Source organism: Paenibacillus sp. B2(2019) (assembly GCF_008370385.1).
GTDB lineage: Bacteria > Bacillota > Bacilli > Paenibacillales > Paenibacillaceae > Paenibacillus_AQ.
Genome location: NZ_VTZR01000032.1, coordinates 102,602 through 120,613, shown reverse-complemented (window position 1 = coordinate 120,613; position 18,012 = coordinate 102,602). Strand labels below are relative to the sequence as shown.

Annotated in this window: 14 protein-coding genes; 2 read left to right on the top strand and 12 right to left on the bottom strand. The window is 47.0% G+C overall.

The genetic code is table 11. The annotated features are described in order from the left end of the window. Positions 1 to 13: 13 nt before the first annotated feature. The 7 genes from PAENI_RS30675 to PAENI_RS30650 form a co-directional block, all read right to left on the bottom strand. A complete protein-coding gene (locus PAENI_RS30675) occupies positions 14 to 427 on the bottom strand; it encodes an HIT family protein (protein ID WP_149647870.1) in 414 nt (137 codons plus the stop codon). Between the two features lie 37 nt (positions 428 to 464). Beyond that, positions 465 to 3,296, bottom strand: a complete 2,832-nt coding sequence (locus tag PAENI_RS30670) for a glycoside hydrolase family 3 protein (protein ID WP_149647910.1) — start codon at positions 3,294 to 3,296, stop codon at positions 465 to 467. A gap of 415 nt (positions 3,297 to 3,711) precedes the next feature. Beyond that, on the bottom strand, positions 3,712 to 4,284 hold the full coding sequence (locus PAENI_RS30665; protein ID WP_262495792.1) for a hypothetical protein: 573 nt from the start codon (positions 4,282 to 4,284) through the stop codon (positions 3,712 to 3,714). Beyond that, a complete protein-coding gene (locus tag PAENI_RS32890) occupies positions 4,254 to 4,388 on the bottom strand; it encodes a hypothetical protein (RefSeq protein WP_262495791.1) in 135 nt (44 codons plus the stop codon). The genes PAENI_RS30665 and PAENI_RS32890 overlap by 31 nt, the downstream gene beginning before the upstream one ends. 261 nt (positions 4,389 to 4,649) lie before the next feature. Then, positions 4,650 to 5,012, bottom strand: a complete 363-nt coding sequence (locus tag PAENI_RS30660; protein ID WP_149647869.1) for a rhodanese-like domain-containing protein — start codon at positions 5,010 to 5,012, stop codon at positions 4,650 to 4,652. Then, on the bottom strand, positions 5,012 to 5,425 hold the full coding sequence (locus tag PAENI_RS30655) for a rhodanese-like domain-containing protein (RefSeq protein WP_223179045.1): 414 nt from the start codon (positions 5,423 to 5,425) through the stop codon (positions 5,012 to 5,014). The genes PAENI_RS30660 and PAENI_RS30655 overlap by 1 nt, the downstream gene beginning before the upstream one ends. 10 nt (positions 5,426 to 5,435) lie before the next feature. Beyond that, the gene (locus PAENI_RS30650; protein WP_149647867.1) at positions 5,436 to 5,756 is read right to left on the bottom strand and encodes a rhodanese-like domain-containing protein; all 321 of its coding nucleotides are present in this window, start codon (positions 5,754 to 5,756) and stop codon (positions 5,436 to 5,438) included. Between the two features lie 101 nt (positions 5,757 to 5,857). On the opposite strand from PAENI_RS30650, the gene PAENI_RS30645 reads away from it, so the two are divergent. Continuing rightward, the gene (locus PAENI_RS30645) at positions 5,858 to 6,142 is read left to right on the top strand and encodes an ArsR/SmtB family transcription factor (RefSeq protein ID WP_042185935.1); all 285 of its coding nucleotides are present in this window, start codon (positions 5,858 to 5,860) and stop codon (positions 6,140 to 6,142) included. 6 nt (positions 6,143 to 6,148) lie between these two features. Continuing rightward, a complete protein-coding gene (locus PAENI_RS30640; RefSeq protein WP_149647866.1) occupies positions 6,149 to 8,749 on the top strand; it encodes an FAD-dependent oxidoreductase in 2,601 nt (866 codons plus the stop codon). 153 nt (positions 8,750 to 8,902) lie between these two features. On the opposite strand, the gene PAENI_RS30635 is transcribed toward PAENI_RS30640, so the two are convergent. The 5 genes from PAENI_RS30635 to PAENI_RS30615 all read right to left on the bottom strand — a co-directional run bounded on the left by PAENI_RS30635 (position 8,903) and on the right by PAENI_RS30615 (position 17,999). Further along, a complete protein-coding gene (locus PAENI_RS30635; RefSeq protein WP_149647865.1) occupies positions 8,903 to 10,732 on the bottom strand; it encodes an RCC1 domain-containing protein in 1,830 nt (609 codons plus the stop codon). A 53-nt stretch (positions 10,733 to 10,785) separates the two neighbouring features. Beyond that, entirely contained in the window at positions 10,786 to 11,547 is a 762-nt protein-coding gene (locus PAENI_RS32995) for an exosporium glycoprotein BclB-related protein (protein ID WP_188114760.1), read from the bottom strand. A 59-nt stretch (positions 11,548 to 11,606) separates the two neighbouring features. Further along, the gene (locus PAENI_RS32990) at positions 11,607 to 13,232 is read right to left on the bottom strand and encodes an S-layer homology domain-containing protein (protein WP_486187766.1); all 1,626 of its coding nucleotides are present in this window, start codon (positions 13,230 to 13,232) and stop codon (positions 11,607 to 11,609) included. 104 nt (positions 13,233 to 13,336) lie between these two features. Further along, positions 13,337 to 15,172, bottom strand: coding sequence for a glycosyltransferase (locus PAENI_RS30620; protein ID WP_149647862.1), 1,836 nt, complete (start codon positions 15,170 to 15,172; stop codon positions 13,337 to 13,339). 562 nt (positions 15,173 to 15,734) lie between these two features. After that, positions 15,735 to 17,999, bottom strand: coding sequence for a beta-glucosidase family protein (locus tag PAENI_RS30615; protein ID WP_149647861.1), 2,265 nt, complete (start codon positions 17,997 to 17,999; stop codon positions 15,735 to 15,737). Positions 18,000 to 18,012 lie beyond the last annotated feature (13 nt).

Sequence of the window (18,012 nt, the reverse complement as noted above, 5' to 3'; positions counted from 1 at the left end):
CTTTTTATAATTTTTACTTTTTTAAAACACCAATAATCTTTGCTTGCGTGTGACTTAAAAAATTCTCAGCACCGTGCGGGTGTAGTGGTTCACTCCAAACAAATCCGTCTCCTTCGTACCTAGGGATGAGGTGCATATGGTAGTGGGTCAAATCGTTAAACTTTCCGCCATTTTGGCATATGCTTATGCCATCTGGTTTGAATAGATCCTTCAAGACGATTGACAGCTTCTTTGATGCGTCCATTATCGCATAGGAAGTCTCTGAGTCGATGTCTTCGAGATCCCAGTAATGCTTTTTAGGAAGGATCAGGAGATGTCCTTCGTTAAACGGAGCGATATCTAGCACACAAGTAATAAATTCATTCTCATATACTACTTTTACGTTAGGTTCAATTCCGTTAGCAATCCGACATCCCAAACACTCCATATAGCACACTCCATCCCATAATCAAAGGTCATCTCTATTATTGATTAAATTGAAACCGGCTGAGAAGCACCTCACCGTTAAAAACTACATAAACATCGCTAGTACCCGTCTCCACGGATACTTCGCCTTTCAATGTGCTCCACTGTTGCAGAACTCCACCAGAAGGGACGGTCACGGTTCCAACCATTTTCCCAGCTGCGCTTCCTGTTCTGATCTCAATGCTGCCACCTTTTGCAGAGGAGACCAGAGCTTCAATTGCTACTGCTCCATGATCGAACAATACGTCATTAAAAGCGATCCAAGCGCCCTCTTTTACCGGATGTACCGAAGCCCCGCCTGCTTTGCATTCGTCCAGATATACGCCTTCGTAGTCATCATAGTTCTCTGCTTTGGTGTTGTTATATAAATTACGGGAAGGAATGATGTCCCCTTTCACCGTTACTACTGAAGATAATTTAATATCAGCAGAAGAACGGCCGATCAGAATCGTGTATTCTCCATTTTCGACGCAATATTGCTCACGTGTGACATCCCAGAATGCCAGCTCGGAGACTGGTAGAACAAACTCTACTGTATGCGATTGACCTGCGACGATGCTCACTTTTTCAAAACCCTTCAACTGTTTAATCGGACGTTTGACCCGGGAATTCAAAGCTTGCACATATAACTGAACAACCTCGTCCCCATCGACTGCTCCAGTATTATCCACTTGAACGGAAATGTTAAGCGTATCGTCTTGCTGCAGTTCCTTTGTGCTCAAATTTAGATTCTTGTAATTCACTTCAGCATAACTTAGGCCGTGACCAAAAGGATACAATGGCTTACCGTCAAAGTACATATAGGTTCTTTTACCTTTGATAATATCATAATCCATCAGCTCAGGCAGCTGCTCCACAGAACGGAACCAAGTCATATTCAGCTTGCCAGAAGGACTGTAATCTCCGAACAACACTTCTGCAACCGCATTGCCAAGCTCTTGTCCACTGTGGGATGTATACAATACTGCCGGGATATTCTCGTCAATCCAAGTGGATGAAATCGGATAACTGCCGACAATAACTACCACTGTATTCGGATTCGCTTCATAGACTGCTTTGACCAAACGTTCCTGCTCTTCCGGAAGTACAATATCAGGTCTGTCGATTTCTTCTTTTCCGTTAAGAAGTGGATGATTACCGACAAAAACCACTGCTACCTCAGCTGCTTTGGCAGCTTCTACCGCAGCATCCAGTCCGTTTGTAACGATGTTCTTTTTGAAAAGACGAGCGTCCGCACTTGCGACCTGATCAGCAACCTGCAGCGTGCCATCCTCAGCATTCACAGAGATCAATTTGTCATTCCAAGTCCGCAAAGAGACTTTACCCTCAGCTTCCGGGACGATGTTCAGGGATTCTTTTACAAACCAGCCGTAGATTTCATCAGCAGATGCTGTAAGTGTCTCCGCTTCGCTTAAAGTTACATACTGTCCACGACTTGTCGCCTTCAGAGTATTGCTAGTCCAGCCCCAAGCGGTATGTTGGAACAATTCTCCGTGCTCTGCTATGTCATGTTGTACAGCCAGTCTTCCGTCCTCCCCCGTAATTCCGATGGCATGGCCGTTTGCAGCTGAGGTAAGAATGATTTGATCTGCGCCGCTCTCAAAAGTAACGTGTTTACCAGGCAGTTTCTTACTAACACCCTGCAGCGGGGTCACTCCATAAGGTAATGTGCCGGAATACCAGTCTCTGAAAGCTTCATCGCCAAGTGGACCAATAATCGCCACTTTGTTTAATTCAGTCTTGCTCAGTGGCAATGTTGCCTGATCATTCTTCAGCAGCACAATGGATTGTTTGGCAGCTTCCAAGGAAAGTGCGGCATGTTTTTTGCTAAGAATTACGGAATCGTCGATTGCTGCGTATGGATTACCTTCAGCGGGGTCAAACTCTCCCAGACGGAAACGAACTCTAAATGTGTTAGTTAGTGCACGATCCAGATCTTGCTCTGATAGTAGGCCTTGGTCTAGTGCTTCATGAAGAACCTTGATCGTCTCTTCAGTTTCTTCTGTTACGCTGTCAATTCCGTTTTTGATAGATTCCGCCATCGACTGTGCAAAAGATTCATAATACTTATGATCCTTCACAATCCCAAATAAATCACCAGCATCACTGACGATAAAACCGTCCATGTCCCATTCGCCTTTGACAACATCCATCACTGCCGGATGAAGAATAACAGGCACGCCATTCACCGAGTTATAGGCGGTCATCATAGACTGCGCGCCACCTTCTTGAAAAGCAGGCTTGAATGCTTCCAGATAATACTCACGCATATTTCTCGGATCGATGCTGGCGGAACAGTTTCCGCGTTCGATCTCGTTGTTGTTCCCTAGGAAGTGTTTAAGCGTTGCGACCGCTTTCAAATAGACCGGGTGATCACCTTGGATTCCTTGCACAAGTGATGTGCTGAGTTGTCCAGTTAACTCTGGATCTTCACCGTAGGCTTCTTCCGTTCTACCCCAACGTGGGTCACGCTCCATATCCACCGTTGGTGCCCATAACGTCAGGCCATTCACCGTTGGATTCTTTTTGTAAAATGCTCTTGCTTCATCTCCAATGGCCGAGCCGATTTCCTTCATTAGCTCTGGGTTCCAAGTACAAGCCAGTCCGCTTGGCTGAGGAAAAGAGGTCGCTTTTCCAAGCCAGGAAATTCCGTGCGCCGCTTCTGTACCATGCTTATAGGCTCCAACGCCCAAACGCTCTATGGCCGCTTGATACTGAGGGATCAGGCTTACTTTTTCATCAAGCGTTAATCTGGAGATCAAATCCTGCACTCGGTCATTTAAGGGTAAATCAATCTGTTGAAATGGATATTTAGATGTCACTGTTTCCATCATAATCGCTCCTTCGATTCAAGTTGATAGCGGTTTCATATGTTCTCGAGGTAGTTGTCTGTGTCTAACACAAATCTGGTCTATCAACATAATCATAGAAGATTAGCTCGATAAGTAACACCTTAACAATCTAAGTGAAAATCAGGTCAAAATTAGAGATTTATCGGGTGCTTCGCTCGCCCGTCTCCCTTGGTGAAGTGAGATGCGGATGATAACGGGGCGAGGTGGATTGGAGAGGCTGATCTGGGGTATTTTTACCCCTCTTTTGCTCACTTCTAGCCTTTTGGGTCGGATCTGAGGTATTTTTACCCCTCTTTTGCTCAATTCCAGCCTTTTGGGTCGCATCTGGGGTATTTCTACCCCTCTTTTGCTCAATTCCAGCCTTTTGGGTGGGATCCGGGGTATTTTAATTGCCTTACCATAACTGAATATCCTTTAAGGAATGGATATATTCATATTTGCAGACTCTACCGCTCTCCTGAGAAACTATGGGGGAAAACTTTCCTTTTTCGCTGAGAGCACTCAGTCCTTTTCGAGCCGTACGCTTATCAATCCCAAGCTCCCTCACCAAATCAACCGGTCGAATGCACTCATTCGTGCGAACCGCAATCCGCAAAATATCACGCTCCAGTCGGCTAAACTCCCCCTGCTCCTCCATCTTCACAGCGAGGTAAGGCATCAGCAATGGTCTTAACAAAGTAATCGTAAGATCAGGACTCGCATCCAGATCATCATAAGGAATCGCCACGACCCGATAACCCGCGATTTGCAGATAGGTCTCTCGATTCAGCTCCTGCCTGTAGCGCGTTCGGTCTGTATTTTGCACATGTGGGCCGTAGCCTTTAACTTCAAACGCAAACTTAACCTGGCCAGGCTTCCACACAAAATCAACAAAGTAGGGCTTGCTACGCCAATCCAACACTTCATATTCAGGATGAAGGTCATTGAAATGCCCCATCATAGGCCACCATACCTTCTCCAAAAACATCCGCTCACCATGGCCATGTCCACGTTCCAATCTCCCCCGCCGTTCTCCGTTCTTCGACTAATATGATCCTCTACCCACTTACGATGCTCCTCCGTAAATCCCATACGTCACCCTCCTTCTTGGCATAAAAAAATCCCGCACCCAATATGGGTACGGGACGTGCTTCGTCCTATTACTCAAAAGTATAGTGTTCGCTTTCTGATGCTGTCAATAAACACTCTACATTCAATGCTAGATCCTGCCAAATATAACTAATCCATCAAAAATGCTAGTTGGTTTAAGTACGTTTCGTTAAAGCAAGGCCAGCTTTAGTTAGCTCTGTTGGAGTTAGCTCTGTTAGAGTTTGTTCAGCGGAATTAGTTCAGTTACCGTCGACTCAACTTCCCATTCCAGCTACTTACCCCGCCCTGCAAATGTGCAAGCCGAGTATACCCCTGCTTACTCAGAATCCGCGCTGCACTTTTGCTTCGCATACCGCTGCGGCAGTAGAGCAACACATCCCGATCCTTAGGGATTTCACCGAGCCGCTTTTCCAACTGAGACAGCGGGATGTTTTTCGCCCCCGGAATAAATCCACTCTTGTATTCATCCGGTTCGCGGACATCGATCAGCAGCCTATTTTTGGATTGCTCCATTTCTCTCCGAAACTCTGACACCTTTAGCGTTCTTACACTTACACTTGCGCTTTTACCAAATCCGAGACGGGACATTAATGAGCTTAAATCCATTATCCTTCACAACAACCTTTCACCGAAATGTCGGAGAGTGTTCTTTTACTTCCTAAAAAATCACCATTTACTGCATATAACTTTCGAAAGCCCTGCTTATACAGAATTCTCGCAGCTTTGTTTCTTTTATAGTAACTATCAGCAAGGATTAGAACCGAATCGTCAGTAGATAGACAATGTTGCCAGACATAGGCTAACCGCCCGATCGATATATTTATCGAGCCACGGATATTATCCTTCTCATAATCTACGGCATCTCTAACATCGAGCATTTTCATGTCCAGTGTTTGATCTGCTAATTCGCGAACGTCGCGGGCTTCCACATATGAGAGTGAACGGACTGGCCAAGCGGAACGTAAGAACCTTACAATACTAAAAGCAATTACTATACTCAGTAGGATCCTAAACATCATGTTCATGCTATTACCCCCGTACCAAAAAATCATCCGTCCAAGCGCTTAATCCGCCCATCATATTCACAACGTTATATCCTTTTTCGCTCAGCAGCTCACACGCCAGTCCACTACGACCACCACTTAGGCACATCACAATCGTCTCTCCATTAGGATCTAGTTCATCTATACGCATTAACAGCTGCCCAAGCGGAATATGCTTCGCACCGATCACATGTCCCTCCACCCATTCGGCGGGTTCGCGTACATCTAGCAGCATAGGAGCCTCTCCATTCTTCAGACGTTCCGCCACTTGCTGAGGGGTAATTTCCTTTGAAATTTTAAAAGACATCGAGCATCTCTCCTTCTCTTTTTTAAAAATAACTTGATTTTCATATCACTATATCATAATATTACGATATAAGGATATTGTAAAGCGAGGAGTTCATAACCATGGACAAAAATTTCAAAGCCTATAACCAAACCGCCGAGACCTTAAAGGCTATCGCTCATCCCGTTCGCTTGTGCATCATTAAAGGTCTGCTTGAAAAAGGCAGCTGCAACGTTAGCTTCATGCAGGACTGTCTCGACCTTCCACAATCTACGGTATCCCAGCATTTGCAGAAGCTTAGAGCTCTAGGCATTGTCGAAACCGAACGTAATGGACTGGAAATTAACTATTCTGTTAAAGACGAGAAAATCAAACATCTAATTCAGCTATTTTTAGGGGAGGAATAAATCATCATGAGTAAAAAAGTACTGATTGTCGGAGGAGTTGCAGGAGGCGCATCAGCGGCCGCCAGACTTCGGAGATTAGATGAAGAGGCTCATATCATCATGTTTGAGCGTGATCCGTACATTTCTTTTGCCAATTGCGGACTACCTTATTATATCGGAGGTTCCATTCAGGATCGCTCCAAGCTGCTAGTTCAGACACCAGAGGCAATGTATAAACGTTTTAATATCGATGTTCGGATTCAAAGCGAAGTGGTATCTATCGACCCTGTGAATAAGAAAGTAAGAGTAGAAAGTATAGAAAAAGGCTCCTATGAAGAGAGCTATGATGCGCTTATTTTATCACCCGGCGCTAAACCGATTCGTCCGAATCTACCTGGTATCGAGAGTTCCAAAATACACATGCTGCGCAACATTCCCGACACCGATAAAATCAAAACCAAAGTCGCAGCCGAAGGCACTCGTTCCGCCGTTGTGATCGGTGGTGGGTTTATCGGTGTTGAGATGGCTGAGAACCTCAGAGAAGCAGGTCTAGAAGTAAGCTTGATCGAGGCGGGTCCACAAATCTTAGCTCCGTTCGATACTGAAATGTCTTCTATTCTGGCAAAAGAGCTCGACGAGCATGGCGTTAATCTTATTTTTTCCGATATGGTCCAGGGGTTTGCAGAAGTGGGTGAACAAATAGAGGTTCAGTTGGCAAGTGGCACTGTGCTTCAAAGTGATATGGTTCTGTTGGCCATCGGCGTTTCGCCGGATACCTCTTTCTTGAAGGATAGTGGTTTAGAGTTCGGTCCACGCGGCCATATCTTGGTCAACGAGCGCATGGAAACAAATTTGGATCAGGTCTATGCAGTAGGTGACGCGGTCGAGGTGGTTGATTTCGTGAACGGAACTAAAACTGCTATTCCACTAGCTGGTCCTGCCAATAAGCAAGGACGGATTGCTGCGGACAACGTCAGTGGTCTAGGCACTACCTACAAAGGTTCCCAAGGGACTTCTATCATTAAAGTATTTGGTGTGACTGGTGCTTCTACCGGCAATAACGAAAAAACAATACAGCGTTTGGGCTTACCGTATCACGTGATTTATGTTCATCCAAGCTCTCATGCAACTTATTATCCGGGGGCAACTCCAATATCAATGAAGCTGATCTTTGATCCAAAAGGTACGGTGCTCGGTGCACAAGCCGTGGGGTATAGTGGTGTAGATAAACGTATCGACGATATCGCTACAGTGATTCGTTTTAGAGGTACGGTCACTGATTTGACGGAGTTGGAGCTATCTTATGCCCCTCCTTATTCTTCCGCTAAAGATCCAGTGAATATGGCTGGCTTTGCTGCTGAAAATATTTTGAAAGGCATGACTACAGTATTCGTTCCTAAGGATTTAGAAGGTCGTGACAACAACAATACCATTTTAGTTGACGTACGTTCGGAAATCGAGCATGCCAACGGTCACATTGAAGGCTCCATTAACATCCCTGTGGATGATTTGCGTGGTCGTCTAAGTGAGCTTGACCCTAGTAAAGAAATTTGGGTGTATTGCCAAGTTGGACTTAGAGGCTACACAGCTTCCCGGATTTTGCAGCAAAAAGGTTTCCGTGTGAAGAACCTGACCGGAGGCTATAAGACATATCAACTGAGTAAATATTCACCTAAAAAAAAAGATAGTCTGACGCCAAACGCAGGTATTTCAACAGCAGCCCGTAAAGAAATCGCAGCAACGGGAGCACCGGCGGGAACTGACACTAGCAATGGAACTGGACCTGGGACTGGCACCGCTTCAGCTGCAGGCAATACCAACGCTACAGCTTTCGCAGCCAACTCCAGCGCATCTGTATCCACCCCTGCCAAACAAGAATCCGATCTAACACCTGATTCCGTGCTTGATGCTTGCGGACTATGCTGCCCTGGGCCGCTGATCCAAGTCAAGATGAGCATGGACCCGCTCTTGGACGGCCAAGTCTTGAAGGTAACGGCTTCCGATCCGGGATTCTATGAAGATATTAAGGCATGGGCTCGCATGTCTAAGCACACGCTTTTGCAATTAACGAAGCTGCCTACTGGTATGATTGAAGCTTATCTGCGCAAAGGCATTACCGCGGATTCCGTACCAGCAGGAGCACAGCCTGTCCAAACTAGTAATGCAAGTACGATGGTGGTATTCAGCGGTGATCTGGATAAAGCGATCGCTTCCTTCATCATTGCCAACGGAGCAGCCTCCAGCGGCAAAAAAGTGACGATGTTCTTTACCTTCTGGGGTCTCAATATTATCCGCAAGGATGAGAAAGTGCCTGTGAACAAGAATATTATCGGCAAAATGTTCGGAGCGATGATGCCCCGCGGCAGTCGGAAGCTAACGCTTTCGAATATGAACATGATGGGCATGGGCTCCAAAATGATCCGCTCTGTAATGAAGAACAATAATGTCTCTTCTTTGGAAGAATTGATTCAAATGGCTGTCGACCAAGGCGTCGAGATCGTTGCCTGCCAAATGTCCATGGATCTTATGGGCATCACCCGTGAAGAACTGATCGACGGCGTGGGGATCGGCGGCGTAGGATATTACCTCGGTCAAGCCGATCAATCTAGTCATAATCTATTTATCTAAATACCTTAACACCGCAAAGAGACTCCTCTATTTATATAGAAGAGCCTCTTTTTTTAGCAACCCACAGAGGCATTTGGGCCAATCTCCTTTGACTCACATACAAAAATAGGGAACTCATTGCCGCTAAGGCATGAAATTCCCTACTTTTCAAATTTATTTAGTTTCTTCTACAAGTGTAATTGAAACCGGATCTATGACATTAGTATAAGTGCCATCGCCAAGCTGGGCTAACCCATTGTAACCCCAAGTCAGCAAGGTTCCCTCCTCGCTAACCGCGCCCCCGCTCATATAACCTGCACTAATAGTGACGATGCGAGTACCAATATCGAGCTTAGACGCGATGAAACGCTCCGACTCGGTTCCGCTACCGAGCTGGCCCTCGTTGTTCGCTCCCCATATCCATACGGTTCCATCGCTCTTCAGCGCCATACTATGCAAGGCGCCAGCGGATACGCTGATCACTGAACCAAGATCCACCGCTTGAACGGGAGTATAATGATCTTCGGTTGTCCCATCACCCAAGATCCCCTTGACGTTCGTTCCCCAGCTCCATACGGTTCCGTCCTTTTTCACTGCCATGCTGTGATAAAAGCCGGCAGATACGGACGCAACGCCGCTTAATTCAGCAACCTGCACGGGAGTCGCGCGGTCGATCTTTGTGTTATCGCCGAGTTGACCGTAAGCATTGAACCCCCATGCATATACCTGACCATCGCGGTTAACCGCTAGATTATGAAAGGCTCCAGCCGAGATCGATGCGATAGACTCCAAGCCTGCAACCTGCACTGGTACTGTGCTATCTTCGGTGGTCCCATCTCCAAGCTGCCCGTATGCGTTAAGTCCCCATGCCCACACCGTTCCATCAGACAATAACGCCAAGGAATGCTGCTCACCCGCTTGAACCGCTACGACATGCGCCAATCCAGGCACTTGCTGCGGCACAAGCTGGGACTCCAACGTACCATTACCCAGCTGGCCCACACTATTGCCTCCCCATGTCCAAACCGTTCCGTCCGTTGCGAGTGCGATAGAATGGTCTTGTCCAACGGATGCGGCGCTTATCTCCGGCAAACCCACAATCCGCACAGGCTTATTACGAGCATTGGTCGTACTATCACCGAGCTGACCTTTCCTATTATTGCCCCAAGCCCATACGGTACCCTCAGGCTGTACAGTCAATGTATGGAAGGAATTCCCGTTGCCCATGCTCATAATCGGGCCAACATCACTTACATCATCAAGTGTACTAACCTTCAACTCGTTGCTTAAAGTCGATTTGTTCCCCGCTTCGTCTATAGCTTGTACTAAAAAGATGTACTCCTGTCCAGCCTTTAAGTTGACGGCCTTGTAGACTGTTGTGCTTACCGTTACTTCTGCCAACTGATCGGAGTCCTGATATAGAACATATTCCGCAACTCCGACATTATCCTCTGATGAACTCCATGCCAAGCTAATACTATCCGATGTGCGACCGATAAGACTTAGCTCGGGTGTACTCGGCGGTTCTTGATCGGCTAAAGCGAGTTCCTCTTCCTCCGTTGTCGGAGGTTGTGGTTCCGCTGGAAGCGTACTTGCGATTAAAGGGAGGCTTGTTTTGGACACAGGTCCTGATAAATTTACCGCTTGGACCGTGAAGTTATAGCTCCGGTCGGAAGCTAATCCCTTCACCGTATACTCCGTTAATCCGCCTGAATCGAAAGTGTAGACCACATCGGTCACGCTAGAATTAGTCTGCTCCACTAGACTTACCTTATAACTCACATCGGAGTCAGAGCTTCCCACTACGGCATCCCAGGTAAGGCCGATGCTTATGGAGGTTGTGCCGCTAACTGCCAGATTCGCCGGCGCAGCCAGCAGCTTTACCTGTTCGTAAGAACGTCCCTTTGCATACCCCACAGACGGAAATTGAGTGATGAATGTAAATATAAGAACTAACACCAACATTAAGCTCAATCTTTTTATCGAAACTAGCTTCCTTGCCATATTTTATCACTTCCTATCAAACAAAATGGAGGGTTTCAACCCCAAATCTTGAATTACTTAATTTCAATTCCAGCGCTCGCATAACCTGATAGTGTAGTTATCATGTCTAGGCCCGAAGTTATCGTAGGGACCACTACTAACATTAAGCGATCGCCAGCCTGAACAGCCGCATTTAACCCTGTGGTTGATCCGGTACTAATAGATCCGGCCGATATTATTCCTGTCAAACTAGGCGCCAAGGATACTGTTGCACCACTAATAGGAGTGAAAATGTTGCTGTTACTATCCGCTTTAAATAATTGTGCTGAAACGTTTAAGGTCGTGCCGATTAAAGACATTGCTGCAGTTGTGCTGAAGGAAGTATAGATTGATGTAATCGTACCATTACGTGGAATAATAAATGCTTGGTTGTATGGATCTTTTGTAGGATCAGATCCATTACTTCTAGTTAAATCTATTTTTCCACCTACTATACTAGCTCCTGAGTATGAACTGCCAAATCCGAGCATTGCCACTGTGTTGGTTAATCCCCCGAGGGCTGTCGTTATGGTGATTGGTGCGCCTGAAGAGAATGGAATTATTGTTGATGCTCCAGATGCTCCAGATGCCCCGGTTGCTCCAGTTATCCCTTGAACTCCTTGAATTCCCTGTGCACCCGTAGATCCGGTTGCCCCGGTTACCCCTTGAATTCCTTGGACTCCCTGTGCGCCGGTTGCTCCGGTTTCACCTTTAGAAACTAGTAGGGTATAGTCGTTATTTAAATCAGAGGGTACTCCGGATGGGTTGTTTATCGTAACGATGTAGATACTTCCCAAATAAGTAACGACTTGACCTGCATGATAGGAACTCGTTGAATTGAACGGAACGATTCCATCTAAACCAATTCCAGTTGCGCCAGTCGCCCCGGTTGCTCCTGTCGCCCCGATTGCCCCAGTCGCTCCGACTGCTCCAGTCGCTCCGACTGCCCCAGTCGCTCCGTTAGCTCCAGCCGCTCCGTTAGCTCCAGTCGCTCCAACTGCACCTGTCGCTCCAGCTGCTCCAGCCGCTCCGGTTGCTCCTGTCGCCCCGATTGCCCCAGTCGCTCCGACTGCTCCTGTCGCTCCGACTGCCCCAGTCGCTCCGACTGCTCCAGTTGCTCCGACTGCTCCTGTCGCCCCGGTTGCTCCAGTCGCTCCGACTGCTCCTGTCGCTCCGACTGCTCCTGTCGCTCCGACTGCTCCTGTCGCTCCAACTGCTCCAGCCGCTCCGACTGCTCCTGTCGCTCCAACTGNNNNGCTCCTGTCGCTCCGACTGCTCCTGTCGCTCCAACTGCTCCAGCCGCTCCGACTGCTCCTGTCGCTCCAACTGCTCCAGCCGCTCCGACTGCTCCTGTCGCCCCGGTTGCTCCAGTCGCTCCGACTGCTCCTGTCGCTCCGACTGCTCCTGTCGCTCCAACTGCTCCAGCCGCTCCGACTGCTCCTGTCGCTCCAACTGCTCCAGTCGCTCCGTTAGCTCCAGTCGCTCCGACAGCCCCAGTCGCTCCGTTAGCCCCAGTGGCGCCGGTTGCTCCAGTGGCGCCTTGCAGTCCACTGGAGCCAGAGGACCCGTTTTGACCTGCTGCGCCAGTTGCGCCCGTGTCTCCCCTATCACCTTTTTCACCTTTCGAACCTGTCTGGCCTACTGCCCCCATTCCCAATACTTCAACGAAGGAAGCCATTCCTCCATTATAAATGAGCGTCACCAAAGACCCCGTAGGGAACACGCCCTTGCCATTGTCTCCGAACAAAACAGAATTGCTATTGATTTCGAACTTCTCCATCTGACCAGTACTGCTTAACACTTCGATCGAGTTTTTGGACATCGAGACGACAGAGCCATGGATAATCCGATCGGATACTGTGCTCGCAAATATTTCCGTCTTAGATAAGATAGCGGCAAACTCGGCGCGAGTAGCCGTCTGCTTAGGCTTGAAAGTATTATTAGGGAAGCCAGATATGACATTGCGGTTAACTGCGGCATTAATGTAGCCTGCTGCCCAGTCCGACGCGTCTGACGCATCCGAAAAACCAATGTTGCTATCCTTAAACTCGGTAGCCTCGGATTCCTTGCCTGCCGCACGAATAATTAGACGTGTTATCCACTCTCGACTTGCTTGCTCTTTTCCCCAGATGACGGTGTTGAGTCTCACTTCCTCGCTTGGAATCACGAGGCCGATGTCAATGGCTTGCTGTATCCATACAGTAGCCCATGAATCCACGGTGAAGGGCAGGCTTCCGCCATTTGCCTTAGGCTGCTCATATCCCATGAACCTGAGTACCATAACAACCGCTTCCTGATTCGTGACTGGACGGTTCGGGCTGAAGTTGCCGGAACCATCTCCTTCAATTACCCCAAGCGCGGAGGCTTTGGTAATATACTGGTACGCCCAAGAGGTAGTATTAACATCGCTATAAGCTGCTGCACTAGCCCGTGGTAGAATACCGCTATAAGCAGGACTCAATGGCGCAATCAATTGACTCATCAGAATAAACGCCATCGAGCTCTTGTAAGCTAACTGCTTGCCACTCTTCTTACTACTTGCCTTCGTCCTCTTCAATCTTGCCATTACCTAAGTCCCCCTCGAGTTTATAAAGTTATGTATTGCTTCAAATAATCGCGATTTGCCATAACGCTCGGATACTCCGGTACATAGCCCCCAGCTATCTCATTGTGATAGTGAGCTTGTTCGTATTGTCCTAAGCGATCATAACAAACGCATAATTGTAAATGCGGCAGCCACGTCCATGACGGAACTTCTACTCTAGCGTTAGGTTCAGTCGGCTTAGGTACTTCCGTGGCGAGCTTATACCAAAAAGCAGCATTCTCGAACCGTTGTTCGATCAGCTCATAAGACCCTAATTGGCAACAGGCTTCTGCTCGGGGAGGCGACAATGCAAAGGCTTGAAGTACTTTAAGCTTGGCTTCTTGAAACCGGCCTAATTGTGACAACGCATCTGCGGCACGCCGGCTAGCGAACAGCTTGTCCTCCATCCAGCCATTCGTCATTGCAATGAAGGCATCGTATTGCTCTATCGCTCGCTGCCATTGGCCGTGGTCGTATAACTCGTTAGCATAGTAAAATATATCCCGCGGAGTGAAGCTCGTCTGCGCTTCCAGCATCCCCTCATAAATAAGAAGATTGCGCGAAGACTGCGTATGCTTCCGATCATGCGTTATGCCTAACTCGGTATAGAACACATTGCCTGCGACCTCAAGGTACTCATGAACAGTTCCAATCCAACGGAAGCCACAACTTCTTCTAACCAGACGATTCCGCCTCAAGCTCGAAGTTACGTTTCCGTCCTTATCATGTTCGAGATAATAATGCATCGATACGGCATCGATATCCCAAGGTAATCCGGATACAATGGACCGAAGAGCCTCTGCATCCTCTAACTGCAGATAATCATCCGCATCCAACCACAGGAGATACTCTTGAGTGGCGAGACTGAAGGCGTAATTCCTTGCCTTGGAGAAATCGTTCACCCATTCAAAATCATAAACCTGAGCTCTATAAGAAGCCGCAAGCTCTTTCGTTCCATCACTCGAACCCGTATCGACAATAATAATTTCATCGACTAGCTCCCGCACGCTGGATAAACAACGTCCTAAGGTGCGTTCTTCATTCTTCACGATCATGCATAGGCTGACCGTGATCTTCCGTGTGCCGCTATGCAAGGACGAAGTTAAATCGAATCCCCATTTGCTTATGGCCTTAGCACGATTCAATATCAATCTTTTATTATACCAATCGGGATCATTGGGATTTACTGAAGGAGGCTCCTTCCGGAAAACTACGCATCCTTCGGCTATGTAAATATCCAGATTCATAGATAACGCGCGGTAACACAGATCGTCATCTTCATAGGATTCGACCTCAAACCTATCATCGAAGGACCCGATCTGCTCAAAATAGAGACGCGGTATCATCATTAGCAAACTGACAAGCCTAGGAACCCGGGTCCAAGACATCGATTTCCCAATGGCAAGCATTGACGCCGACTGATAGAGTTGCTCCATGTTCTGATAAACAATCGGAATCCTTTGGCCGCCACTAACGTCATTCATCCTCGGACCCACGATTGCAGCATTCGGATGATCATCCAGACAGCCCGACAACTGCTCTAGCCATCCCTCGTTTACCATGATCTGATCGCGGATAAATACAAGACGATCACCCGAAGATGACGCCGCGCCCAGATTAAATGCAGCTGCAACCCCTATGCCCCTGCTATGAATGACATGAACGCCATATTCATATGCAAGAAAATTCGACACTTCGGCAGATTGGTTATCCGAGACAACAATCAGTTCATAGGACATAGACGTATATTGCTTAATTCGATCCAGACATTGTACGGTTAAGTTAAAGTGCTGAGCCAACAATATAATGCTAATATTCATTCGCTTTGTACCATCCATTATTATTTAGTTGTAGATCGCTTTCAGATATGGTTAACTCCTGATGCCATCCAATATCGACGCTTATTTCCTCCTACATTCGACAATTTACATAAATCTACCATTCTATCCATGGTGCAATCAAGACAACTAAAGTTGCTATTTACAACTCACCTATACATCAAGAAAATTATCGATTATCTCATCTTTTTCCATACCACTACCAGCATCTTGTACATGTCATTCCAACAATATATATAAAAAAAGAGCATTTAAATAGTGTACGTTGTCATCACTTTTGTCATATGACAATATGTTATTTAATGGATTTTTTATGATTTAGAGTGAGATGAACGGGAGAATGTAGGATCATTAATCCAATCCTCTGAAAACCAAAAAAGCTACCTCTAAGGGTAGCCTTTGTCATAAAATAACGTTATTTGGAGAACGTTGAGGATCAATCCCTCAAATTCCACTTCATATTTGATCTAAACTAACCATTGTTCTAACCCGCTTTTGGAAAGTAACCCATTCTCGATAACCATGGCTTGAAATATTTTTCGAACTTCTTCGAACTGATCTCCTACTCTACAGCCAAAGCATTAAATTCTTGCAGATCCTTGGCTAAATCTTCTTCCGTATATTTCCCTTGACCGAACCCAACCAGCGCCCGTAGCGGCATATATTTCATCATCGCCATGAACATTTCCGGATTATCGTCCATCGCACCTTCCATTCCAAAAATACTGCTGAACTCCTTCACTTTATCTGCCGTACGTGGGTTGTCTAGCAAATCACCAACGGTACTGTTGCGATGATAACGTAACGCAAGCGGAACTGTCGATTCTACTTCAATCGAAGCAGTCAAACGAATATCTCGTGAAGATGAACCGATAGCAATCTCAAAGACTCCACTTTCCACATGCCAATCACCAATGTTGACGTTGTAATAAGCAAAGGAGCGTTTATCCAGTTCAAAAGAAACCTCTTGCTCTTCCCCAGGCTGAAGCGCTATCTTCTGGAAGCCCTTAAGCTCCTTAAGTGGACGGATCACGCTGCTCTTCACATCGCTAACATAGAGCTGAACGATTTCTTTTCCTGCGTGAGTACCCGTGTTTTTGACGGTAGCCGTAACTTGAACGGTCTCGGTATCTTTTATACTGCTCTTGGAAATTGTTAAATTGCTGTATTGAAACGCTGTGTAGCTTAGTCCGAAGCCGAAAGGAAACAGCGGTTCAAGCTCTTTTTTATCATAATAACGATAGCCTACAAACAAGCCTTCTTTGTACTCAACCGTATCCCCTTCACCCGGGAAATTAAGAAAGGATGGATTATCGCTCAGCTTCATCGGAAAGGTCTCTGCCAGTTTGCCACTTGGACTAACCTCTCCAAACAGTAAATCTGCCACTGCACCGCCAAAAGCCTGACCGCCTAGATAACCTTCAAGAATACCCTTCGTTTTATGAATCCAAGGCATTTCTATGGGTGAACCATTGCTGAGTACGACAACGATATTGCTTTGCACCTCGGACACTGCTTCGATCAACGCTTTATGGCTCTCTGGAAGCGACAAATGACTGCGATCATAACCCTCTGATTCATAGTTATCCGGAAGTCCAAGGAACAATACGGCTACATCCCCTTTTGCCGCTGTATCCCGTGCCTCTTGTAGCAAAGCTTCATTAATCCCGTCATGATTCAGTTCATATCCTTGCGCATATAGCAGTTCGGCAGAACCTGCAAGGACCTTCATCTCTTCAAAAGCATCGTCCAATTTCGTCGGATTCACATGTGAGCTGCCCCCGCCCTGATAACGCGGATTTCTAGCAAACTCGCCAATGACCGCAATCGTTCCTTGCTTTGACAGCGGCAGAATGCCTTCCTCATTTCTAAGTAGAACCATGCTCTCCCGCGCCACTTCACGAGCCAGACGGTGATGCTCATCAGCATTAAATGAAGCATTATCTTTACGGTTCTCCACCGCCTTAAAAACAAAGGTAAGTAAACGTTCCACTGCAAGATCTAACGTTTCTTCAGACAGCTCGCCACTTTGTACTGCTGCGACAATCTTGGCATCGCCAATGCCTCCGGTTGACGGCATTTCCAGCTCCAGTCCTGCTTGTAGAGCCTTCACCCGTTCATTAACCGCACCCCAGTCGGACACGACGAATCCTTCGTAGCCCCATTCTTCTCTAAGAATCTTAGTCAGAAGAAATTCACTTTCGGAAGCATACTCACCGTTCACTCGATTATAAGAACACATCACGCTCCATGGCTGACTCTTCTTAACTGCGCCTTCAAAGCTAGCCAAATAAATTTCTCGTAGCGTCCGCTCATCAATCACAGCATCTACAGACATTCTCCGGTGTTCCTGATTATTAGCAGCAAAATGCTTAAGCGAGGTGCCTACCCCTTCACTTTGCACACCTTTGATATGATTCCCACCCATCTCCGAAGAAAGATAAGGGTCTTCCGAAAAATATTCGAAGTTACGGCCGTTCAGCGGGGAACGCTTAATATTTGTTCCCGGTCCGAGCAGAACAGCAACGTTCTCTGCTTGACACTCTTTCCCGAGTGCTTTACCTACACGACCGATTAACTCCCGATCCCAGGAAGAAGCCATCCCTGCTGCCGAAGGAAAACAAGTCGCGGGTACACTGTTATGGAGTCCGAGGTGATCGGCGCTCTCTTTTTGCTTGCGTAAACCATGGGGTCCGTCCGTTACCATTAAAGAGGGGATTCCGAGTCGTTCAATGCCCTTTGTATTCCAGAAATCAAGCCCTGAGCAGAGTCCTGCTTTCTCCTCCAGGGTCATTTGTGATATGAATTCATGAATGTTGGTTTTCATAAAAATACCTCCT